At 63.0% G+C, this 21,741-nt stretch carries 22 protein-coding genes; 13 read left to right on the top strand and 9 right to left on the bottom strand.

From position 1 onward, the window contains the following. Positions 1 to 4: 4 nt before the first annotated feature. A complete protein-coding gene (locus ACLH0J_RS23250) occupies positions 5 to 1,759 on the top strand; it encodes an acyl-CoA dehydrogenase family protein (RefSeq protein ID WP_411389214.1) in 1,755 nt (584 codons plus the stop codon). A gap of 57 nt (positions 1,760 to 1,816) precedes the next feature. Next, the gene (locus tag ACLH0J_RS23245; RefSeq protein ID WP_411389213.1) at positions 1,817 to 2,530 is read left to right on the top strand and encodes a GntR family transcriptional regulator; all 714 of its coding nucleotides are present in this window, start codon (positions 1,817 to 1,819) and stop codon (positions 2,528 to 2,530) included. Positions 2,531 to 2,536: 6 nt separating this feature from the next. Here ACLH0J_RS23245 and ACLH0J_RS23240 read toward each other — a convergent pair whose 3' ends face one another. The 3 genes from ACLH0J_RS23240 to ACLH0J_RS23230 form a co-directional block, all read right to left on the bottom strand. Further along, positions 2,537 to 3,487, bottom strand: a complete 951-nt coding sequence (locus tag ACLH0J_RS23240; protein ID WP_411389212.1) for a PDR/VanB family oxidoreductase — start codon at positions 3,485 to 3,487, stop codon at positions 2,537 to 2,539. Further along, the gene (locus ACLH0J_RS23235) at positions 3,484 to 4,524 is read right to left on the bottom strand and encodes a Rieske 2Fe-2S domain-containing protein (protein WP_411389211.1); all 1,041 of its coding nucleotides are present in this window, start codon (positions 4,522 to 4,524) and stop codon (positions 3,484 to 3,486) included. The genes ACLH0J_RS23240 and ACLH0J_RS23235 overlap by 4 nt, the downstream gene beginning before the upstream one ends. A gap of 141 nt (positions 4,525 to 4,665) precedes the next feature. Beyond that, on the bottom strand, positions 4,666 to 4,884 hold the full coding sequence (locus ACLH0J_RS23230) for an aldehyde dehydrogenase family protein (protein ID WP_411392880.1): 219 nt from the start codon (positions 4,882 to 4,884) through the stop codon (positions 4,666 to 4,668). A gap of 102 nt (positions 4,885 to 4,986) precedes the next feature. On the opposite strand from ACLH0J_RS23230, the gene ACLH0J_RS23225 reads away from it, so the two are divergent. From ACLH0J_RS23225 to ACLH0J_RS23215, 3 genes are all read left to right on the top strand, one after another. Further along, on the top strand, positions 4,987 to 6,018 hold the full coding sequence (locus ACLH0J_RS23225; RefSeq protein ID WP_411389210.1) for an AraC family transcriptional regulator: 1,032 nt from the start codon (positions 4,987 to 4,989) through the stop codon (positions 6,016 to 6,018). A 146-nt stretch (positions 6,019 to 6,164) separates the two neighbouring features. Further along, complete coding sequence (locus ACLH0J_RS23220; protein WP_411392879.1) at positions 6,165 to 7,793, top strand: methyl-accepting chemotaxis protein; 1,629 nt, start codon at positions 6,165 to 6,167, stop codon at positions 7,791 to 7,793. A 66-nt stretch (positions 7,794 to 7,859) separates the two neighbouring features. Then, positions 7,860 to 8,078 (top strand): hypothetical protein, encoded by a 219-nt coding sequence (locus ACLH0J_RS23215; protein ID WP_288097618.1) that lies wholly within the window; start codon positions 7,860 to 7,862, stop codon positions 8,076 to 8,078. Between the two features lie 147 nt (positions 8,079 to 8,225). Here the strand turns inward: ACLH0J_RS23215 and ACLH0J_RS23210 are convergent, their stop codons facing one another. The 6 genes from ACLH0J_RS23210 to ACLH0J_RS23185 form a co-directional block, all read right to left on the bottom strand. Continuing rightward, positions 8,226 to 9,506, bottom strand: coding sequence for an OprD family porin (locus ACLH0J_RS23210; protein ID WP_411389209.1), 1,281 nt, complete (start codon positions 9,504 to 9,506; stop codon positions 8,226 to 8,228). Positions 9,507 to 9,537: 31 nt separating this feature from the next. Next, positions 9,538 to 10,674: an ABC transporter substrate-binding protein gene (locus ACLH0J_RS23205; RefSeq protein ID WP_411389208.1), complete on the bottom strand. Its 1,137-nt coding sequence runs from the start codon at positions 10,672 to 10,674 to the stop codon at positions 9,538 to 9,540. Between the two features lie 50 nt (positions 10,675 to 10,724). Continuing rightward, entirely contained in the window at positions 10,725 to 11,480 is a 756-nt protein-coding gene (locus ACLH0J_RS23200) for an ABC transporter ATP-binding protein (RefSeq protein WP_411392878.1), read from the bottom strand. 5 nt (positions 11,481 to 11,485) lie between these two features. Further along, a complete protein-coding gene (locus ACLH0J_RS23195; RefSeq protein WP_411389207.1) occupies positions 11,486 to 13,252 on the bottom strand; it encodes an ABC transporter permease subunit in 1,767 nt (588 codons plus the stop codon). After that, complete coding sequence (locus ACLH0J_RS23190; RefSeq protein WP_078835250.1) at positions 13,252 to 14,289, bottom strand: branched-chain amino acid ABC transporter permease; 1,038 nt, start codon at positions 14,287 to 14,289, stop codon at positions 13,252 to 13,254. The genes ACLH0J_RS23195 and ACLH0J_RS23190 overlap by 1 nt, the downstream gene beginning before the upstream one ends. A 457-nt stretch (positions 14,290 to 14,746) precedes the next feature. Continuing rightward, entirely contained in the window at positions 14,747 to 15,328 is a 582-nt protein-coding gene (locus tag ACLH0J_RS23185) for a TetR/AcrR family transcriptional regulator (RefSeq protein WP_411389206.1), read from the bottom strand. A gap of 295 nt (positions 15,329 to 15,623) precedes the next feature. On the opposite strand from ACLH0J_RS23185, the gene ACLH0J_RS23180 reads away from it, so the two are divergent. Genes ACLH0J_RS23180 through ACLH0J_RS23145 form a run of 8 tightly spaced genes read left to right on the top strand, consistent with a single transcriptional unit; the run spans position 15,624 to position 21,713 of the window. Continuing rightward, positions 15,624 to 16,439, top strand: a complete 816-nt coding sequence (locus ACLH0J_RS23180; RefSeq protein ID WP_411389205.1) for an alpha/beta fold hydrolase — start codon at positions 15,624 to 15,626, stop codon at positions 16,437 to 16,439. A 6-nt stretch (positions 16,440 to 16,445) separates the two neighbouring features. After that, a complete protein-coding gene (locus ACLH0J_RS23175) occupies positions 16,446 to 16,742 on the top strand; it encodes an extradiol ring-cleavage dioxygenase (protein ID WP_042947676.1) in 297 nt (98 codons plus the stop codon). Positions 16,743 to 16,746: 4 nt separating this feature from the next. Then, positions 16,747 to 17,622, top strand: a complete 876-nt coding sequence (locus ACLH0J_RS23170; RefSeq protein ID WP_411389204.1) for a protocatechuate 3,4-dioxygenase — start codon at positions 16,747 to 16,749, stop codon at positions 17,620 to 17,622. Further along, a complete protein-coding gene (locus ACLH0J_RS23165) occupies positions 17,594 to 17,947 on the top strand; it encodes a non-heme iron oxygenase ferredoxin subunit (protein WP_010567586.1) in 354 nt (117 codons plus the stop codon). Before ACLH0J_RS23170 ends, ACLH0J_RS23165 begins: the two co-directional genes overlap by 29 nt. Positions 17,948 to 17,986: 39 nt before the next feature. Continuing rightward, positions 17,987 to 19,336, top strand: coding sequence for an aromatic ring-hydroxylating dioxygenase subunit alpha (locus tag ACLH0J_RS23160; RefSeq protein WP_411389203.1), 1,350 nt, complete (start codon positions 17,987 to 17,989; stop codon positions 19,334 to 19,336). Between the two features lie 10 nt (positions 19,337 to 19,346). Then, entirely contained in the window at positions 19,347 to 19,877 is a 531-nt protein-coding gene (locus ACLH0J_RS23155) for a 3-phenylpropionate/cinnamic acid dioxygenase subunit beta (RefSeq protein WP_288097596.1), read from the top strand. Between the two features lie 10 nt (positions 19,878 to 19,887). Further along, the gene (gene hcaB, locus ACLH0J_RS23150) at positions 19,888 to 20,700 is read left to right on the top strand and encodes a 3-(cis-5,6-dihydroxycyclohexa-1,3-dien-1-yl)propanoate dehydrogenase (RefSeq protein WP_411389202.1); all 813 of its coding nucleotides are present in this window, start codon (positions 19,888 to 19,890) and stop codon (positions 20,698 to 20,700) included. Between the two features lie 41 nt (positions 20,701 to 20,741). After that, entirely contained in the window at positions 20,742 to 21,713 is a 972-nt protein-coding gene (locus ACLH0J_RS23145; RefSeq protein ID WP_411389201.1) for an NAD(P)H-dependent flavin oxidoreductase, read from the top strand. Positions 21,714 to 21,741 lie beyond the last annotated feature (28 nt).

Raw genomic sequence — 21,741 nt, 5'->3', positions numbered from 1 at the left:
TCCCATGTGGAGCTATCAGGCGCCCCTGCGCGACATGCAATTTGTACTTGAACACTGGCTGCAAGCGCCCCGGGCGTGGAGCGCTAGTCCAGCCTTCGAGGCGCTGGACATGGCCTTGGCCGTTCAGGTTTTGGAAGAGGCCGGGCGCTTCAGCCAGGGCGTGCTGGCGCCGTTGAACAGCAGCGGCGATCGTCAAGGTTGCCGCTGGGTAGCCGGGCAGGTCAGTACCCCGGAGGGGTTTGCCGAGGCCTATCGCGCTTATGTCGACGGCGGCTGGCCCGCGCTGGCCTGCGCCGAAGCGTTGGGCGGGCAGGGCTTGCCGCAACTGCTCGACGCCGCGCTGCAAGAGATGCTCTATGCCAGCAATCACGCCTGGGCCATGTACACCGGGATCTCCCATGGCGCCTACCTGTGCCTCAAGACCCACGCCGCGCCCTGGCTGCAGGCGCGTTACCTGCCCGACATCGTCAGCGGCCAGGCCTTGCCCACCATGTGCCTGACCGAGCCCCAGGCCGGCAGCGATGTGGGCTTGCTGCGCTGTCGCGCCGAGCCGCAGGCCGATGACAGTTACCGCCTGAGCGGTAGCAAGCTGTTTATCTCCGGCGGCGAGCACGACTTGACCGCCAATATCCTGCATCTGGTGCTGGCGCGCTTGCCCGATGCACCGCCGGGCAGCCGTGGGATTTCACTGTTCCTGGTGCCCAAGTTACTCGACGACGGCCAGCTCAACGGTGTGCGCTGTGACGGAATTGAACACAAAATGGGCATCAAGGGCAGCGCCACCTGTTCCCTGGTCTTCGACGGCGCCCGAGGCTGGTTGATCGGCGACGCCAATCGCGGCCTGGCGGCGATGTTCGTGATGATGAATTCGGCGCGCCTGCATGTCGGCCTGCAAGGCCTGGGGCATGTCGAGGCCGCGTGGCAGAACGCCCGGCAGTACGCCGCCGAGCGCGTGCAGATGCGCGCACCGTCACGGCCCGAAGGGGTGCCGGCCCGGGCGGCGGATCCGATTGTGTATCACCCGGCCATGCGCCGCGTGCTGCTGGAGTTGCGCACCACCAGCGAAGGCATGCGCGCCATCGGCTATTGGGCCGCGCACTTGCTCGATCAGGCCGAGCACGACCCCGACCCGCAGGCGCGCGAACGCGCCGGCCAACTGGCGCCGTTGCTGACGCCGATCATCAAGGCGTTTTTCACCGAGCAGGGTTTTCGTCAGGCGAGCAATGGCTTGCAGGTGTTCGGCGGTTACGGTTACGTCGCCGAGTTCGCCATCGAGCAAACGCTGCGGGACAGTCGCATCGCGATGATCTATGAGGGCAGCAACGAGATCCAGGCCAATGACCTGCTGCTGCGCAAGGTGCTGGGGGACGACGGCCGCGCCTTCGGCCTGCTGCTGGCAGCGCTGCGCACCGAGGCTGGGCAGGGCAGCGAATGTGCCGAGTGCGCGGAGTTTGCCCGCGCACTCGGCAGCCTGTGTGATGCGCTGGCCGGTGTGGTCGAGGCCATCCGCGAGCACACACGACACGACAGCGAGTACCCCTATCGGGCGGCGCCGGACTTTCTCCAGCTCTGTGGCGTGAGCCTGCTGGCCATGGCCTGGGCGCGGGCCGCACGGGTGTCCAGGGCGTTGCCCGACGACGATCCGTTGCGTACCGCCAAGCTGCAGAGTGCCGGGTTCTTTTTCGATTACCTGCCGTCCCGGCTGGCCCAACACCTGGGGGCGATAGACGCTGCGCGCGCGGCCTTGGCGTTCGTCTGACGAGGTCAGGCGCTTGCGGTACTATGGCGACCCACGGTTTTTCTGGAAGTCGCCTGGATGAGTAAACCCGGTCAATTGGTGCTGGTCGCACTGCGCAAGATGATTGCCAGCGGAGAGTTGGCGGCCGGCGAGCGGCTGATGGAGATTCCCACCGCGCAGCGCTTCGGCGTGTCGCGCATGCCGGTGCGCATGGCGTTCCGAACCCTTGAGCAGGAAGGTTTGCTGGTGCCGTTTGGCGGGCGCGGCTATCAAGTGCGTTCGGTCAGCGCCAGTGACATCGCCGGCGCGGTCGAAGTGCGTGGCGTGCTCGAAGGCCTGGCGGCGCGCCAGACCGCCGAGCGCGGCTTGTCCGATGAGGCGCGTGCCACGCTTGAACGCTGCCTGGTCGAAGGCGACCAACTGTTCGACAAGGGCTACGTGACCGAGGACGACCTTGAGGTCTATCACGACCTGAACATGCGCTTTCACCACGTTATCGTCGAAGGCAGCCACAACCCGGCGATCGCCGACGCACTGGCGCGCAACGACCATCTGCCGTTCGCCTCCGTCACGGCGCTGGCGGTGGATCGCGAAGACATGGCCCGTGAATACCGACGCTTCAACTATGCCCACATGCAACATCACTCGGTCTTCGATGCCCTGGTCAATCGCCAGGGCGCGCGGGCCGAAGCCATCATGCGCGAGCATGCCAACGCGACCTTGCGTTATGCCGAGATCTTCGGTTCCGCCACCGCCAATGCACGGATGAAGGTCATTCTGCCCACGCCGTGATGCGGTTCAGATATCGAGCACCAGCAACGGGGTCTTCGCGCGCGAGCAGCAGGGCGTGAACTGGTCGTTGAGCGCTTGCTCCTGTTCGGTGAGGAACAGGTCGCGGTGCTCCGGGATGCCGTCGAGCACGCGGGTCAGGCAGGTGCCGCAAATCCCCTGTTCGCAGGACACGGCAATCTCGATGCCGTGGCTTTCCAGGACCTGGACCACGCTCTTGTCGGCAGGAATGTCGAAGACCTGGCCGCTGCTGGCGACCTTCACCGAAAACCTCCCATCGAGACTGCTGTCGGTCGGCGTCGCGGCGAAATACTCGCGATGCAGACGCTCCTCCTGCCAGCCCTGAGCCCGGGCGCTGTCGAGCACATGCTGCATGAAACCGCCGGGGCCGCAGACGTACAGGTGCACGTCATCTGCGGGCGCCGCCAGCACCTCGGCGGCATTCAGGGCGGTGTCGGGCTGCTCATCGAAATGCAGGTGCACCCGCTCGGCAAAGGCCGACGCCTTGAGGCGCTGCACAAACGCCGCGCGTTCTTCGGCGCGGGCGCAATAGTGCAGGTGGAAGTCGGCGCCCAGATGGGCCAGGCGCTCGGCCATGCACAGGATCGGGGTGATGCCGATGCCACCGGCGAACAGCAGGCTGCGTCGGGCGTCGTGGGCCAGGGGGAAGAGGTTGCGCGGTGCGCTGATCTGCAGGCGGGCACCTTCGTGAATCAGTTCATGCAGGCTGCGCGAGCCTCCCCGCGACGCCGGGTCCTTGAGCACGCCGATCAGGTAGCGATGGCGTTCGTCAGGGTGATTGCACAGGGAGTATTGCCGGATCAGCCCACCCGGCAGGTGCACGTCGATATGCGCGCCGGCACTGAAGGCCGGCAGCGGCTGGCCATCGACGCTGGCCAGTTCATAGCTGCAAATGTCCTGGGCTTGCGTGCGACGGGCTGTCACCACGACCTCAATCATGTTGGTTCTCCGGCGCGTTCCCTGGCGATCAGGCGTTCGAGGACCTTGCGCGATTGCACGCCGCCGGCATCGATATTCAGCTTGAGCAGGTTGCGCGTCGGATGGGCGAGCAGGTTCTGTTGCTGGCGCTCGAGCATCTCCAGGTCCTCGCTGAAAATCTTGCCCTGGCCTTCGCGAATGCTCGCGGTCAGTGCTGCGTCGTGGGGCTGGAAGTTGCGCGCCATGCCCCAGAAATACCAGATCGAGGTCTCGGTTTGCGGGGTGATGAAATCCACCACGATGCTTGCGGCCTTGTGCTCGGGCGCGGCGTGGTAGCCGCCCTTGCCGGCGTGGGCCACGCCGACTTCGATCAGCACATGGCTGGGCGGGGTGAAGCGGCAGATCTGCCAGCGGTCCACCGGCACATCATCGGCCAGGTTGTTGCCACGCAGGGCCATGCGCCAGAACGGCGGGGCCATGATGTTTTCCATGTGGCGCGCAGTCACCACTTCGTCGCCGTGCACCGTGGTCACGGGCGGCGCTTCGTCGATTTCCTTCTGGCCGATGCTGGACGCGTGGACGTAGGTCTCGTGGGTCAGGTCCATCAGGTTGTCGATCATCAGGCGGTAATCGCACTGGATATCGAACAGCCCGCCGCCATAGGCCCACTCATCACTCACGGCCCATTCCAGGTGATGGATCAGCGCCGGGTCGGCCTGGCTCTGATCGCCCGGCCACACCCAGATGAAGCCATAGCGCTCCACGGCGGCGAACGTCTTGTTGCAGGGAAAACCGCGCACGCGCTGACCGGGCATGTCGACGGTCTTGCCGTCGCCGCCCATGACCAGCCCGTGATAGCCGCAGACCAGCTTGCCGTTTTCGACATAACCCAGCGAGAGCGGCGCGCCGCGATGAGGGCAGAAGTCCTCGACAGCCACCACGACGCCTTCCTCGCCACGATAAAACACCATTTTTTCGCCGCAGATCTGCCGGCCCAGGGGTTTTTGCGCAATTTCATCGGGGGTGCAGGCGACATACCACGTGTTCTTGGGGTACATGGTGACTCTCCAGGCAATGGATTATTTTTATTTGGTGGATCCATTAAATTGGAGGCTGCTTGGAGAGTCAATCTTTGACAAAGGTTTTGTTGGGCGATTATCGGCCATTTGGTATTTAATGGATCCATTGGCGGGTTGGTCTCAGTAGCGAATCATCACCGACTTCAACTCGGTGTAATCCTCGATAAAGGCGCCGCCGAACTCCCGCCCCATCCCGGAGGACTTGTTGCCGCCGAACGGGACCGCCGGATCAAGCAGGGTGTGCATGTTCACCCACACCGTCCCGGCCTCGGCCTCTTTTTCAGTTCCATTCGAACGCACAGCGTTCTGATCGAGACCTTTTGGTTTCCGTGGTTCCAATATCGGGGATACTGTTGCGCTGTTTTTCAATTATCAAGTTGTCTTCAGTTCCCGCGCCCCGATCAACAATGGGCGTGGCATGGACTGGGTTGTGGAGTCTCGATGCACAGTATTTCCGCAGTGTTGGCCCAGGCGTTAATGAATGCCGTGGTCCTTGCGCGCCCTCACGCTACTGATCCAGACGTCACGCTCTCTGGAACCCCTTCACCGGGGGCAGGGGGCATTCGGCAAATTCCACTGGATGAACTCAACGAGTTTTTCTTGAGGGCGCAACGGCACAGTGGCAGCGAAGATATCGGCTTGTTGGCTTACCAACGAGCCCATCCCGGCAATTTGGGCGTTTTGGGCTATGCGATCATGTCCAGCCCAACCCTTCGTTGCGCGCTCAAGTGCATCACCGATTTTTACCCTACCGTGGGAACGGGTTTTTGCCTCTACCTTGATGAGCAACCTACGCTGCTGAGGATTGTCGGCGCGTCGGCAGACTCCTCCACCCCGCCATTTCCCCGAGTATTCCTCGATGCGATCGCCGCCATCACGCTCGGGCTTCTGCATTGGCTCACGCCCAACACGCGGATAATGCCGCTGCGCGCTGAGTTCACCTACCCAAAGCCTCACGATACGCAGCCACTGCAAACGTTGTTTGGCCCCAATCTGGTGTTTTCTGCCGCCGTCAATGCGCTGACATTCAGCTGTGAAGATGCTGATTTACCCATCGCGACGTTCGATGCGTCCCTGCAGCAAATACACAATGATTACCTGAGCCGAAAAACGAGTGAGCTGATCAATGACACTTTAATCACGCGCCTCAGGCGAGCCGTCATGCAGCGGTTGTATCAAGCTCAATCGCTGATGATTGAAGATGTTGCCCGGTCTATGAACCTCTCCGTGCATCAGTTGACCCGGTCGTTAAAGATTGAAGGTGTCAGTTTTCAACGGCAGGTGGACGTGGCACGGCGTCAATACAGCCAGCATCTACTTATCAATACCGGGCTGACACTCAAGCAGATCAGCTACCGGCTCTGCTTTAAAAACCAAAGTGCTTTTAACAAAGCCTGTGAACGCTGGTTCGGTATGTCTCCGGGGCGCTACCGCTCTTCAGGACAGTCGTCGGTGTCACACGCCGGCAACTAGCCGCGCCGTTTCGTTGCGCACTGCGCCCGGCCTTTTTTATCCCCGTACCGCTTTCAGTTATCCGCGCCTTATGGCGCGCCTGAACGATCACTGAAAGTGGGGGAGAATCGCTCTCAAGCTTTCTCTCCCCCATGGACCCTCTGATGCTGTTAAGACAATTCAAATTCGCCACACGCCTGTATTTGTGCTTCGCGGTAGTCATCCTGGCGTTAATCGGAGTCGGGGCTTTCGCCATTCTGCAAGCCAAGCACATTCGCAATGCAAGTCTGGTGATCGAAACCGATGCACTGCCGGGTATTGCACTGGGTGACGACATCACCTTGGCATTTGCGAAAGTTCGCTTTCGCATCTTGAGCCTGCTGACCTCACCCCGTCCCGACGTATTGCAAGCACGCTACGACGCACTTATTGCCGAGACCCGCGAGTTTGCCGCAGCGCAGGACGCTTATCGGCCCTTGATAACCGGTGAGCAGGAGCGCGACATTTTCAACCGTATCGGCTCAGGGTATGCCACGTACCGGACCGCGGCCTTGACCGTGTACGAGCACCTCAAACAAGGGCGCAACGCCGAAGCACAGGCGTTGGTCAACGGTGACATGACCCAACTGGCCCAGAGCATCAACGCACTGTTGGGCGAGTTGGAAACCCTCAATGACGACGCGCAGAGGCGCGCAAGTGAGGTCGGTCAACGTGCTTATGACCTGTCGCTGAAGATCACATTGATGGCTATTGTCCTGGCCACGTTGGGCGCGATCGTCATTGCCCATCGCCTGACGGTCAGCATTGCCCGTCCGATTGCCCAGGCGCTGGAGTGCGCCGATATCATTGCCCAGGGCGACTTGCGCGTCGCGCAGATGGACGTGGCTGGAAACGATGAAGCGGCTCAACTCCTGCGGGCTATCGTGGTCATGCGCGATAGCCTCAGTGATACGCTCTCCAGCGTCTACCAGGTGGCCAACCAACTGACGGGCGCGGCCGAAGAACTCAGCGTGCTGGTGGCCAGCAGCAATACGGATCTGCAGTTGCAAAACAGTGAAATCGAACAAGCCGCCACGGCGATCACTGAAATGAGCCAGGCTGTCGACGAAGTCGCGCGTAACGCACTGGGTACATCAGACGAGTCGAAAGTCTCTTTGCATTTGGCAAAAGACGGCCAACAGCAGTTGGATTCGACGATGAGCGCGATTGCCCGCCTGGACGTCAGTGTCAGCGGCGCTTCGGAGCAAGCCAGCGTATTAGCTACCAATACGCTGGAGATCAGTAAAGTTCTGGAAGTGATACGTTCGGTCGCCGACCAAACCAACCTGCTGGCACTCAACGCAGCCATTGAAGCCGCCCGTGCAGGCGAAGCCGGTCGTGGATTTGCCGTGGTGGCCGATGAGGTGCGTTCCCTGGCGCATCGCACCAGCATCTCCACCATGGATATCGAGCGCATGGTCGTTCATATACAAACTGGCACGCAGCACACCGTTCGCGCCTTGGACGACAGTTCGGCCCAAGCGTTCCAGACCCGCCGGCAAGCGGACTCAGCCAACACCGCGCTGCAGGGCATCACCCGAACGGTGGGCCGCATTGATGAGCGCAACAGCTTGATTGCCACCGCCTGCGAAGAACAGGCGCTCGTCGCCAAGGAGATTGATCGCAGCATCATTCGTATACGTGATCTATCCGTTCATTCTGCTGTCCGTTCCGACCAGACCCGCGCGGCCAGTCAGGATCTGGCTCAGATTGCGGTGGACCTTAAACAGCGCCTGGACGGCTTCGTCTTTGTCTGAATCGCTCGGTGAATATTGGGGGGCATTCCCATTCCTGTGTTTATTTGACTCGCTGAGGTGTCCGCGATGAAGCCTGAAAACCCACTCACCAACAGTTTGACCTGCCTGCTTGAATGTTTCGCCAGCCGACGGGGCGAGATTGACCCGACGGACCAGAAAAAACTGCTGGACGCCTTGCAGCAACTGTATGCGGCGAATGAAAGTTTGAAATGCCAACTGCAGTCTCTGGCGGCGCAGTTGCCAGAAGTCGGGCGCCAGCGCCCGGTTTTATTCCTGGTGAAGTGAACCTGCGGTTATCAGAGCGGCCCATCCCGGCGTCCGACGGTGACGTAGGGGCCGTACGACGTCGTCCGCAGCAACCTTCAGGTGCGCCTCAACGCAAAACGCCCCGGTAAGCCGGGGCGTTCTGCAGCGGATTGACCTGCCGGGACGTTACCAGAGCGCCAAGGTGTAATCGATGTTCACCCGCAGCTCGTTGTCATCGCGAAACGAAGCGGTCGAGGCGAAGTCATTGCGGTACCAGGCGTGGCGCAAGCGGAACGCGACGTTCTTTAAGGTGCCGCTCTGCACCACGTAGGACAGCTCGATGTCTTTCTCGCTCTCGCTGCGATCTTTGCCGCCCAATGCGGTCGGCAGTTCGATATGGCTGGCGTCCAGGTACCGCACCATGCCCTTGAGACCGGGAACCGCCAGGGCGGCGAAGTCATAGTCGTAGCGGACTTGCCAGGTGCGTTCCTTGGGGTTGAGGAACTCGCTGCTCAAGGCGCCTTCGCTGACCACCATCGGTTCCGAACCGGCGATGTAGGGCATCGCGGTGTCGCCGCTCAGTTGCATGTAACCGAGCCCCAGGCTGTGGGCGCCCAGGTTGTAGGTGCTCATCACGCCGAAGGTGCGGTTGTCGACCTTGCCCGCTTTGGCGGGGCCGTCTTCGCCGCTGATGTGGTAGCGCACATCGGTTTTCACCCGCCCAGGGCCCAGGGGGCGGTTGTCGATGAAACCGACGAAGTCCTGGCGATAAATGTCCGCAAGTTCGGCGTGGTAGTACTTGAGCGTGAGGGCGTCGGACCATTTGTAGTCGCCACCGGCAAAGCTGAAGCTGTCCGATTCGGCCGCGCCGTTGAAGCGTCGGTTTGGCGAGGCCAGGGTGATCTTCTGGTAGTTGGTGGAGTCACGCTGGTTCATGCGGTCGAGCCGGCCGGCGTTGAGCGTCAGGTTGTCGATGTCCTGGGACTTGAGCTGGACGCCGCGAAAGGTCTGGGGCAGCAGGCGCGTCGGGCTGGCAAACAGGATGGGCAGGTTTGGCGTGAGCGTGCCGCCTTGCAGTTCGGTGTTCGACACCTTGACCTTACCGGTCAGCCCCAGCTCCGAATAGCTGTCGTTCGGTTCGCGGGTGACCGGGTCGTACGGCAGCAGACCGGTGCCGGTGCGGTCGGGGCTGGAGTCGAGTTTCAAGCCGAGCAGGCCCAGGGCATCGAGGCCGAAACCCACGGTGCCAGGGGTATAGCCGGAGGTGAAGCGCAGGATGAAACCCTGCGCCCATTCACGGGTCGCCGATTGCGCCGAGTCACCTTTGTAGTCGCGGTCGAAGTAGTAGTTACGTGAAGTCAGCGTGGCCTTGCTGTCTTCGATAAATCCCTGGGCCAGCAGCGCGGGGCTGATGCTGCACAGCGTACCGAGGGCGAGGGTGGTGTGAACCCGTTTCAGAGTGCTCATGGAGGTGACCTTTTTATTATTGTCGTCGAGGTTATTCAGGTGCATGCAAGAGGACCCATTGCTGGTCCTGTACCGTCACCAGCGCGCGCGCCCGCTGGTCGTGGCCGAAATGGTCGGTGGCGCTCAGGTTGTACACGCCGTGGGTGCCGACCACGTTGCGGGTCTGTTCGAGCTGGTCGCGCAGTTGCTCGCGAAACGCCGGCGTGCCCGGGGTGCTGCCTTTGAGCGCGGCGGGCACGGCGGCCTCCACCAGGCGCATGGCGTCGTACAGGTAGGCGCCGAACGGCGACAGGCTGTTGGCGCCGTACTGGGCCTGGTAGTCCTGGGCGTATTGGCTGGCGATGGCTTTGGACGGGTGGCTGGCGGGCAGTTTGTCCCACACCACCACGGGGCCCACGGGCAGGATCGCGCCGTTCAGGGCTTTGTCGCCGATGCGCAGGAACGCGCTGTTGGCCGCACCGTGGGTGTGATAGATGGCGCCCTTGTAACCCAGGCGCCGCAGTTCGGTGTGGGGCAGGGCTGCGGGGGTACCGGTGGCGCCGATCAACACGGCGTCGGGCTTGCTGCTCATGACCTTCAGGGCCTGGCCGCTGACCGACGAGTCGGTGCGGTTGAAGCGTTCGTCGCGTACCAGTTGGATGCCTGCCGCCGGCGCCATCTGACTCAGCACTTTGTACCAGTCCTCGCCCCACACATCGTTGTAGCCGATGTACGCCAGGGTTTTAACGCCGGCTTTTTGCATGTGCTCGATCAGCGCCTCGGCCATCAGGGCGTTGGTCTGGGCGATGGTGAAAATCCAGGCCTGCTCGCCACTGGCCGGGGCGAAGGGGGCCAGGGCGATCTGCGCGGTCTTGCTCTCCTTGGCGATTTGCGCGACCGCCGCCGAGGTGGGCACGGTGGTGGAGCCGATCAACAGGTCGACACGGTTTTCGCTCACCAGTTTGCGCGCGTTCTTGGCGGCGGCCGTGCTGTCGCTGCCGTCGTCCAGGACCACGTATTTCACCGCCTGACCGGCAATTTCCTTGGGCAACAGGGCCACGGTATTGCGCTCGGGAATACCCAGCGAGGCACCGGGGCCGGTGGTGGAGAGAATCACGCCAACGGTCATGTCCGCCTGTGCGGCGGTAGACAACGAGGCGAGCAACAACAAGGGAAAAATGGCTTTCATACACGCTCCTGATATTTTTTTTATGGTGGGGCAAGGGCTGTGGCGGGGCGCTACGTGCCGGTAGCGCGAGGGACCTCCGGGGTGGTGTGGGCGGGGCTGCGGCCCAGGTAGATTTCGGCCACCCGGGGGTTGTTGGCCAACGCATGGGCGCTGCCTTCAAGCACGATTTCGCCGACTTCGAGCACGTAGCCGTAGTCGGAAATCTTCAGCGCGGCGCGGGCGTTTTGCTCGACCAGCAGGATCGACACGCCGCTCTGGCGCAACGTCTCGAAGATCGTAAAGATCTCGCCGATCACTCGCGGCGCCAGGCCCAGGCTCGGTTCGTCGAGCATCAGCAAGCGCGGCTTGGCCATCAGCGCGCGGCCGATGGCAAGCATCTGGCGCTCGCCGCCCGACAGGGTGCAGGCCTGCTGATGACGCCGTTCGTACATGCGCGGGAACAGGCCGAAGACCTCGTCGAGGGTGTTCTGATGGTCGCGAAACCCGCGCCGATGCCGGCTGAAGGCACCCAGGCGCAGGTTGTCCTCGACGCTCATCAGGCCGAACAGTTCGCGGCTTTCCGGCACCAGCGCCATGCCCTTGTCGATGCGCTGGGCGACATCGTGGTGAGCCAGCAGCGGCTGGCCGGCGTAAGTCACTTGGCCCTGGGACGGCAGCAGGCCGATCAGCGCCGCCATCAGGGTGGTCTTGCCGGCGCCGTTGGGGCCGATCAGGCTGACGATCTGGCCTTCTTCCAGGCACAGGTCGAGTTGGCGCACCGCCTCGACCTTGCCGTGGCTGATCGACAGGTTGCGCACATCCAACAGGCGACTCATTCGACACCTCCAAGGTAGGCGGCAAGTACCGCCGGGTTTTGCTGTATCTGCAGGGGCGTGCCGCCGGCCAGGCGCTGGCCGAACTCCATCACCACGATCTGGTCGGCCAGGCCCATGACGAACTCCATGTCGTGCTCCACCAGCAGCACGCCCAGGCCTTCGCCGCGCAGTTGTTCGAGCAGGTGCGCCAGCGCTTGTTTTTCGCCGTAGCGCAGCCCGGCGGCGGGTTCGTCGAGTAACAACAACAGGGGATCGCTGCACAGCGCGCGGGCGATTTCGACGATGCGCTGCTGGCCCAGCGGCAGGCTGCCGGCGGGGGTGTGCAGGGCGTCGCCGAGGCCCACGCGTTCGATCTGGCGCCTGGCTTCGGCGAGCAGGGCGGCTTCTTCTTTGCGCTCCCAATGCAGCATCGAACGCAGCAGCCCGGCCTTGCCCCGTGCATGGGCGCCGAGGGCGACGTTTTCCAGCACGCTCATGTCCGGCAGCAGGCGCACGTGCTGGAAGGTGCGGCTGACGCCCAGTCGGGCGATGGCACGCGGGGACAGGCCGTCGATGCGCTGGCCGAGAAAAACGATCTGGCCGGCATTGGGCGCCAGCACCCCGGACAACAGGTTGAACAGGGTCGACTTGCCGGCGCCGTTGGGGCCGATCAGCGCGGTGATTTCAGCACCATGGACGGTCAGGCCCATGTCTTTGTTGGCCACCAGTCCGCCGAACTGTTTGAGCAGGCCTTCGGCGACCATCAACGGCTGCCCGTTGGCGGGCATCGTCCGGCGCGGCAGCGCATGGGCCTCGTGTTCGGGCAGCGGGCTGGGTTTGGCCGCCGGGACGAGGCGGCTCAGCACCGGCAACAGACCGCCGCGGGCGTATTGCAGCACCAGGATCACCAGCACGCCGAAGAAAATCATCTCGACGTTATCGGCGTGTCCGAACAGCTGTGGCAGTACGTCTTGCAGCACCTGTTTGATCAGCGTCAGCAGGGTTGCACCGAGCAGTGCGCCCCAGAGACTGGCAACGCCGCCGAGCACAATCATGAACAGGTACTCGATCCCCATCACCACCGAGAACGGCGTGGGGTTGACCACCCGTTGCAGGTGCGCATACAGCCAGCCCGACAACGCCGCGAGCAGCGCCGCAATGATGAACACCTGCAAGCGGCTGCGCGCCGTGTCGATGCCCATCGCCTCCGCCATGCCGGCGGAATCCTTGAGGGTGCGGATGGCGCGGCCCTGGCGGCTGTGCAGCAGGTTGTCGAGCAGCCACAGGCTGATCACCAGCAGCACTCCGATCAGCAGGCTGAAGTCGGCCGTGTCGCGGATCTGCCAGCCGAACAGGCTGATGTTCGGCAGGTTTTGCAGGCCGCCGAAGCCGCCCAGCCCAGGCAGGTTGCCGAACAGGTAGAACAGCGCCAGGCCCCAGGCCAGGGTGCCGATGGGCAAGTAGTGGCCGGCCAGGCGCAGGGTCAACAGGCCCAGGGCGGTGGCAATCACCAGGGTGATCGCCAGTCCTGCGAGCAAACCGAGCCAGGGTGACAGGCCATAGTGGGTGGTCAGCACAGCGCTGGCATACGCGCCGATACCGACGAACGCGGCCTGGCCGAACGAGGTCATGCCGCCAATGCCGGTCAGCAGCACCAGGCCCAGGGCGACCAGGCTATACAGGCCGATGTAATTCAGCAGGGTGACGTGGAAGCTGGGCAGCAGCCGGGGTGCCAGGCCGGCCAGGAGCAGCAGGGCAAGCAGGGGGATCAGTCGACGGATCATCAGTGTTGCTCCTCAAGGTGAGGGTGCTTCAACGAAAGCCACAGCAGGACCGGGATCACCAGGGTGAACACGATCACCTCCTTGTAGGCCGAGGCGCCGAAGTTGGCGAAGCTCTCCAGCACGCCGACGAAAAACGCACTGGCCGCCGCAATCGGGTAACTGGCCAGCCCGCCGAAAATGGCGGCGACAAACCCCTTGAGGCTGATCAGAAAGCCCGAGTCGTAGTACAGGGTGGTCAGCGGGCCGATCAGCACGCCGGAAATGGCGCCGATCAACGCCGCCAGGCCGAACGCCGCCTTACCGGCCAGTTGCGTCGGGATGCCCACCAGTTGCGCGCCCTTGCGATTCAGCGCCGTGGCGCGCAGGGCCTTGCCATACAGGCTGTGGCCGAAGAATGCGTAGAGCAGGCCGATCAGCAGCAGGGCGCTGGCGATCACCAACAGGCTTTGCAGGCCCACCGGCAGCTCACCGAGCATGAACACCGCTTCGGCCAGGGCATCGGTGCGCACGCCTTCTGCGCCGAACATCAGCAAGCTGAGGCCCACCAACGTGATGTGCACGGCCACCGACACGATCAGCAGCAGCAACACCGAGGTTTCGGCCACCCGTTGATACACCAGGCGATACAGCAGCGGCCCCAGCGGCGTGACCAGCGCCAGGGTCAGCAGGATTTGCAGCACGGCCGGCAAACCCGCCAGCTCGAAGGTGTCCAGCACGACCCACAGCACCATCGGCAAGCCCAGGTAGCGCACTAGCAGGCCGGGAACCCGTCGCGATTGACCACGGCGCCATGCGGCGACGCTGTCCAGCGTGCAGGCGGCCAGTGAACAGCCGATCAGCAGCCACAGGGTGCCGGGCATCAGCCCCAGTTGCAGGGTGGCCAGGGTCAGGGCGCTGTAGGTGACGAAGTCGCCCTGGCATACCAGGATCGTGCGCGTCACCGAAAACACCAGCACCAGGGCCAGCGCCACCAAGGCATAAATCGCACCCGTGGTCAGGCCGTCCTGGGCGAGAAACGCCAGTATCGAAATATCCATGAGCAGGCCTCAGCGAGCGGTAGGGAAGGGAGGCGGGAGTGCGCGACAGCGGGCGCCGGTCGGGGTTGTGCCAGTGGGGGTTCGTCGGAAGGTCGAGGGGTCAAGCGCGCAGGGCGTGGCCATGCGGACGCGTGCATGCAAGTGCATAGTGAGGTACCCGTTTTCTATTCTTATTGTCGTGTGGATAAGCCTGAGAGAGCGCCATACACCGCTTTAAAATACACATGTGAATGTGTATGTATAGACTACGCGGGAGGGTGGGCGCTTTGTCAATAGGCCCGGTTGTAACGGTTTGTTTAAAGGTGTTTGGCTGATTTATCTGGTTGTTTTTTATGTAAAAAATAAAATATTTTTTTACGCGATCACAACCAAGGATCACGTGCTCTGGCTATTTTTTGATCTTTAAAAATACATGTGTGTATTTTTTTTGAATGCCGACGCGTGTCGGCATCCGGGCTCAGGCGGGGAGGGTGCAGGGTTCGGGGATCAGGATGCCGGCCATGCGCTGGCTGCGTTCCAGGCGTTGTTGCGGGGTGTCTTCGCTGTGCAGCAATGACAGGCTGATCTGGTACGCATAGATCAGGTAGGCACGGTCCTGGGCATCGCCGCTGGGCACGCCCGCCTGGATCAGCAGGCCTTCGATGTAGCTCAAGCGATGGCTGTCGACTTCGTCGATGGCCTGGCGCGCCTGTTTGTCGCGACGGGCCCAGCCGCGAATGCCCAGTTCGATTGAGGCGGCGTCCTTGGCGGTCTGCCCGTGGGAGGGCAGTTCGAGCAGGCGTTGCAGTTGTTGCAGCGGCGAGCTGTGGGCATTGCGCAGGTGCAGGATCACATCTTCGGTGGCGCGGGCGCGCCAGTTGCCGAGGATGCCTTCGAGCAGTTCCCCGCGACTTTTGAAGTGGTAGTAGAAGCTGCCACGGGTGATCTTCAATTCTTTGGCCAGGGTGTCGACCCGCACAGCGTCGACGCCGCTGGTAACCAGGACTTCCTGTGCCGCATGAATCCAATCTTCCCGCGTGAGGTTAGTGCGTGATGACATTGTCTAGGGGCCTTGTCCAACAAGCTGGATAAGCGCCAGGGCACAGCAGCGTTCGACGCTCGCCTTGGCAGCGAGCCGCCATTCTAACGCCCGGTACAACCGCGACGCCATTGCCGCTGCACCGGCGGTGGCCTGCGCACGGGCCCTGCATCGGTGCGAATTTCAAAGTACATCTGTGTAGGTTGGCTTTCGGATTATTTGCACAAACCCATATTTTTTTAATTGACGCAGGTCAAAACGGTAAATAGCATACAGATACACATCTGTATGTTAAGAATAAGAACCGGAGGCCGACATGAGCGCAAATCCAAAGACTCTGCTCGCAGCAGGGCACACGACCCACTACCACGAAGCCGGTCAGGGCGAGGCCTTGTTCCTGTTGCATGGTTCGGGTCCCGGTGTATCGGGCTGGGCCAACTGGGCCAATACCGTGCCGGTGTTCGCTGATCGCTGGCGCGTGGTCGTGCCGGACATCGCCGGCTTCGGCTTCACCGAGTTCAAGGAAGACGCCAAGTACGACATCAAGCTGTGGGTCAGCCATCTGCTCGGCATCATGGATGCGCTGGACATCGAAAAAGCCTCGTTCATCGGCAATTCGTTTGGCGGCGCCCTGGCCATCGGCCTCGCGGTGTTTGCGCCGGAACGCGTCAACAAGCTGGTGCTGCTCGGCACCCCGGCCGGTGAATTCGTGCAGACCCCGGGCCTGCGTGGGGCCTGGGAATACGAGCCGTCGCTGGACAACATGCGCGAACTGATGAAGCTGTTCCCCTATGACGTGTCGCTGATTACCGATGCGATGGTGCAGGCACGTTACGAAGCCAGCGCACGTCCTGGCGCCCAGCAGGCGCTGCGCAAACTGATCCCGCAGCCGGCGGTCGACGGCCCGACCTTGGTCAAGGGCTTTCCCGCCGCCGCGCTGGCCAAGATCGTCGCGCCGACGCTGGTGGTGCACGGCCGTGAAGACCGCGTGGTGCCGCCCGAGTGCGGGCTGCTGATCGCCAACAGCATTCCCGATGCCGACCTGCACCTGTTCGGGCGCTGTGGGCACTGGGTACAGAGCGAGCAGCCGCGCCGCTTTGCCGCGCTGGTCCGCGATTTCCTCAGCGAGTAAGCCGGTATGAGCAGAAACGTAATGGAGCGTGCGCTCTGGCAACTGTGCGTCGAGCGGGCCGCCAAGGAGCGCTTTCGGCAGGACGCGGCGGGATTTCTCGGGCGTTTTGCCTTGGACGAGGATGAGGTCCGCATGATCGTCGAGTTCGACGTCGCCGGGCTGCAGGCGGCCGGGGTCAACCCGATGCTGACCATGGGCTTCTGGCAGGAGCTTGCCCCTGACCGCAACATGAGCCTCTATAAACAGCGCCTGGGCGCTACCGACGAACACAGCGCGGGGTTTTCCGCCGCGCTCAAGGGGTGAACCGATGGGCAAGATAGTGGGCGGCTTCTGGATGCCGCATGACCCGGTAATGTTCGTGGCCCCCGACGCGCCGCCGGCGGCGCAACGTGAAGCGGTATGGGGCGCCTACGCAACCTGCGCCGAACGCCTGGCGGCCTTGCAGCCGACCTCGGTGATCATCGTCGGTTGCGACCATTACATTCTGTTCGGCACCCATTGCCTGCCGCGCTATGTGATCGGCACCGGTGATGTGGACGGCCCCATCGACCGTCTGCCGGGGCTCGACCGTGGCGCGGTGCGCAACCATGAAGCGTTGGCCACGCACATTGTCGAGCACGGCGATGGGCACGGCGTGGACTGGACCGTGGCGCGCAGTTTTACCGTCGACCATTCGTTTTCCATTCCGCATCAACTGGTGGTCAAGCCGGCCGAGGCTTTGCTCGGGCGTGAGTTGCCGAGCATCCCGGTGTACCTGGCATGCGGCGTGGACCCGTACATCTCGCTCAAGCGTTCGGCCGATCTGGGCCGGCAACTGCGCGCGGCCGTCGAAGCGTTCGATGCCGATGAGCGCGTGGTGATTATCGGCAGTGGCGGGATCAGTCACTGGGTCGGCACCGCCGAGATGGGCCGGGTCGCCGAAGACTTCGACCGCGAGATTCTCGCCCACGGCGTCAATGGCGACCTGCAAACGCTGTGCGCCTACAGCGACGAAGAGATCCTGGGCCGGGCCGGCAACGGCGCGATGGAAATCCGTAATTTCGCCTGCGCCCTGGCCGCCATCGAGCGCCCGCAGGGTGAAGTGATTGCCTATGAAGCCGTACCCGCCTGGGTCACCGGGCTGGGCTTTGTACAACTGAGTGTGAGGGCCGAGCATGAGCCGCGTATTACTTTGCCAACGTGATGAGCTGGCGCCAGGGGAGCTGAAGAAGGTCACCCACAGCGAGGGCGACGCCATCTGCGTCTACAACCTGGGCGGCACCTTCTACGCCACCACCGACATGTGCACCCACGCCACCGCGTCGCTGGCCGAGGGCGACCTGGAAGACGACCTGATCACCTGCCCGGTGCACTGGGGTCAATTCCATGTGCCCAGCGGCAAGGCGGTGACGTTTCCCTGCGAGCGCCACTTGCGCACCTACAAGGTCATCGTCACCGACCGCGAGGTGTTCGCCGACGTCGCCCTGGAGGCCGACGAGGCGCTGGCCGCCGCCAACAGCCCGGTGTGATCGGGTCGCTGTTCAACCGTATGCCTGTGAGTCTGAACCATGGATAACAACAAACACATACCGCTCAGAACCATTGAAAGCACGCCTGCCCTGGGCAACCTCGATCGCATCTGCGACATGGAAGAAGGGCGCCTGTCCGGCAAGGTCTTCTGGGACCCGGCCATTTACGAGCAGGAGCTGGAGAAAATCTTCGCGCGCTGCTGGCTGTTCGTCGCCCACGAGTCGCAGTTGCCCAAGTCCGGCGACTACCTGACCACCTCGATGGGGGAAGACGAAGTGCTGGTGGTGCGCCAGAAAGACGCCTCGATCAAGGTCTTCCTCAATGCCTGCCCGCACCGTGGCAACAAGGTGTGCTTCGCCGAGGCCGGCAACGCCCGCGGCTTTATCTGCAACTACCATGGCTGGTCGTTCGGCGCCGATGGCGGGCGGCTGATGGGCATGCACGAGTCCAAATGCTACGAAGAAAGCCAGTTCGACAAGTCCAAGCACGGCCTGCGTGAAGCCCGTGTCGCCAGCTACAAAGGCCTGGTCTTCGCCACGTTCGCCAGCGATGCACCGACCCTGGAGGAATACCTCGGGCCCATGACCTGGTACATGGACGTGATGCTCGACATGGACGAAGGCGGCAGCGAGTTCCTCGGTGGCTGCATCCGTTCCACCATCGAATGCAACTGGAAGATCGCCGCCGAGAACTTCGTCGGCGACATCCTGCACGGCGGCTGGACCCACGATTCGGCGGCCAAGGCCATGCTCGGCGGGCCGGTGGCGAATGTCGGCGAGTTGCCCGAGTCGTACTCGGTGAACTGGAACGGCCACGGCTACGAGTTCGCCACCGACGTGGTCGGCAACGCCGCGACCCTGGGCGAGAAAGACATCAACAAATACCTGCACGTGCTGCGCCCGAAGGTGGCGGACCGTCTCGGCGAGTTCCGCTCGCGGCTGATCGGGGCGATTTCCTCGTTCACCGTGTTCCCCAACTTTTCCTTTCTGCCGGGGCAGAACACCGTGCGCATCTGGCAGCCGCGCGGGCCGCACAAAATCGAGCTGTTCACCTGGGTGATCGTCAACAAAAACGCCCCGCAGGAGATCAAGGACAAATGGCGGCGCGGCGCGATGATGACGTTCTCGCCCACCGGGGTGTTCGAGATGGACGACGGCGAGAACTGGGAGTACTGCACCAAGAGCAGCCGTGGCGTGGTCACGCGTTATCAGGACCTGTACGTCGGCCTGGGCATGCACACCCGTCTTGAAGACAGCGAGTTGCCCGGCAATGTGTTCAAGGGCCAGCTCAACGAATGTAATGCGCGCGCGTTCTATCAGCGCTGGAAGGACTTGCTGCAGGCACCGACCTGGGCCGATGTTCCAGACCGCAATGGCACGCTGCGCTGAGGGGGACCCGATGACACACGAACAACAGGACAGCCTCGTTTCAGTCGAGGAAACCCGCCGCGTCGAACAGTTCCTGCTGCGCGAAGCGCGCCTGCTCGACGAGGAGTGCTGGGACGCATGGCTGCATGGTCTGAGCGAAGCCATCCACTACTGGATGCCGGGCATCGAGAACCGGCGTCGCGAAGACAAATCCGGGCCGTATTGCCTGGACCACATGGCCTTCTTCGATGACGGCATGCGCGAACTCAAGCGCCGCGTGGCACGCTTCAAGCAGCCGTCGGCCTGGGCCGAGAACCCGCCGACGCGCAACGTGCACCTGGTCAGCAACATCGAGGTGTACGCCGGCGCGGCGCCAGGCGAATACCTGGCCTACTCGTGCTTTATCAACGTGCGCAGCCGTGGCCTCGACGAGCATCACCAGATCGCCGGTCGGCGCGAAGACGTGCTGCGCCTGGAGGCCGACGGCCTCAAGTTGCTCAAGCGCAAGATTCTGATCCCCAACGCGATGTTGCTGTGCAAGAACATCAACACCTTCCTCTGAGGGCTGGCATATGGCTTGGTTAAAAGGGCAGGTGGCCCTGGTCACCGGTGGCACCGGCGGGATCGGCAGCGCCATCGTCCGTCGTTACGTGGCCGAGGGCGCGCGCGTTGCGGTCATGGGCCGCGATGCGGCGCAACTGGCTGCATTGGCTGACACTCTGGGCGACGCGATCATCACCATTGAGGGGGATGTGTCGCGGTATCAGGACAACCAGCGTGCGGTGGCGGCGACCCTGGAGGCGTTTGGCAAGCTCGACACCTTTGTCGGCAACGCCGCCGTGTTCGATTACTTCACCCGCCTGGACCGGATTGCCCCGGAGGATTTCGAGGCGGCGTTCCAGAAACTCTTCGCCACCAACGTGCAGGGTTATCTGCTGGGCGCCCAAGCCTCGATCGAGGCACTGCGCGAAACCAGCGGCAGCATGATTTTTACCCTCTCCAACAGTGCCTTTTATGCCGGCGGCGGTGGCATTCTTTACGTCACCGCCAAGCACGCGTTGGTGGGCATGATTCGTCAGTTGGCTTACGAGCTGGCGCCGGACATCCGCGTCAACGGCGTGGCACCGGGGGCGACCAACACGCCGATGAAGAGCCTCGAAGGGCTGAACAGCCGCAGTGTGCCGCTGAACCAGATCCCGGGCTTCGAAGCGGGGGCGGCGCAGGCGGTGCCGTTGCAACGGATTGCCGAGCCTGAAGACCACACCGGGCACTACGTGCTGTTGGCCTCGCGGGAGAACTCCGGCCTGACCACCGCCAACATCATCCACAGCGATGGCGGCTGGGAGATCCGCAGTGCCGGTGTGGCCAAACCACGCAAGGTCTGAACCAGGCGATGCCTGGATCACTAAAATAAGAGAGATGCGTGATGACAAGAACAAGCCTGAGTGCACCGCAACAGCAACTCCTGAACCTGTTTGCCGGGCTCAACCTCCCGGTACTCGCCGCACCGATGTTCCTGGTCTCGGGGCCGGACCTGGTGGCCGCCTGTTGCCAGGCCGGCATCGTCGGCAGCCTGCCGGCGCCCAATGCGCGGACGGTCGAGCAATTGCAGCAATGGCTGGAGCAGATCGTCCGCGAGCGTGACCTGGCGCGGCAACGTGGCGAGCAGTGGGCGCCCTGGATGCTCAACATGATCGTGCACAGCACCTATGACCGCTTCGAGGCCGAACTTGACCTGGTGCGCCGTTATCAGCCGCCCATCGTGTCCACGGCCCTGGGCAGCCCCAAGCGCGTGCTTGAAACCGTGCACGCCTATGGCGGCGTGGTGATCGCCGACGTCATCAGCCCGGCGCTCGCGCGCAAGGCGGTGGCCGCCGGTGTCGATGGCCTGGTGCTGGTGTGCAACGGCGCGGGCGGGCATACCGGCAGCTACAACCCGTTCGCCTTCGTTGCCGAAGTGCGTCAGTTCTGGGACGGCCCCCTGGGGTTGGCCGGGGCGATTTCCAACGGCCGCGACATTCATGCCGCCCAGGTATTGGGCTGCGATTTTTCGCTGGTCGGAACCCGGCTGATCGCCGCCCACGAAAGCCTGGTGGAACCCGCCTACCGCGACATGCTGGTGGCCTGTTCGCTGGATGACGTGACCACCACCAAGGCGGTCAGCGGCGTGCTCGCCAACTGGATGCGGCCGTCGCTGGAAAAGGCCGGCATCGACCCCGGTGCCGAAAGCCGCGCCAGCATCGACTTCTCCGGTGACATCGCCACGGCCAACAAGGCCTGGAAGCACGTGTGGTCGGCGGGGCAGGGCGTAGGCCAGATCACCGGCACCTACAGCGTGGCGCAACTGGTGGACGAGTTGCACCAGGGTTACCGCGACAGCCGCGCACGTACGTTGTGAGTCATCCCGAACCGTTCAGGAGCAACCC

The sequence above is a fragment of the Pseudomonas sp. MPB23 genome (genome assembly GCF_046605395.1).
Taxonomy (GTDB): domain Bacteria; phylum Pseudomonadota; class Gammaproteobacteria; order Pseudomonadales; family Pseudomonadaceae; genus Aquipseudomonas.
Note: the sequence above shows the minus strand (reverse complement) of the source record. Positions and strands in the feature narration are given on the sequence as shown.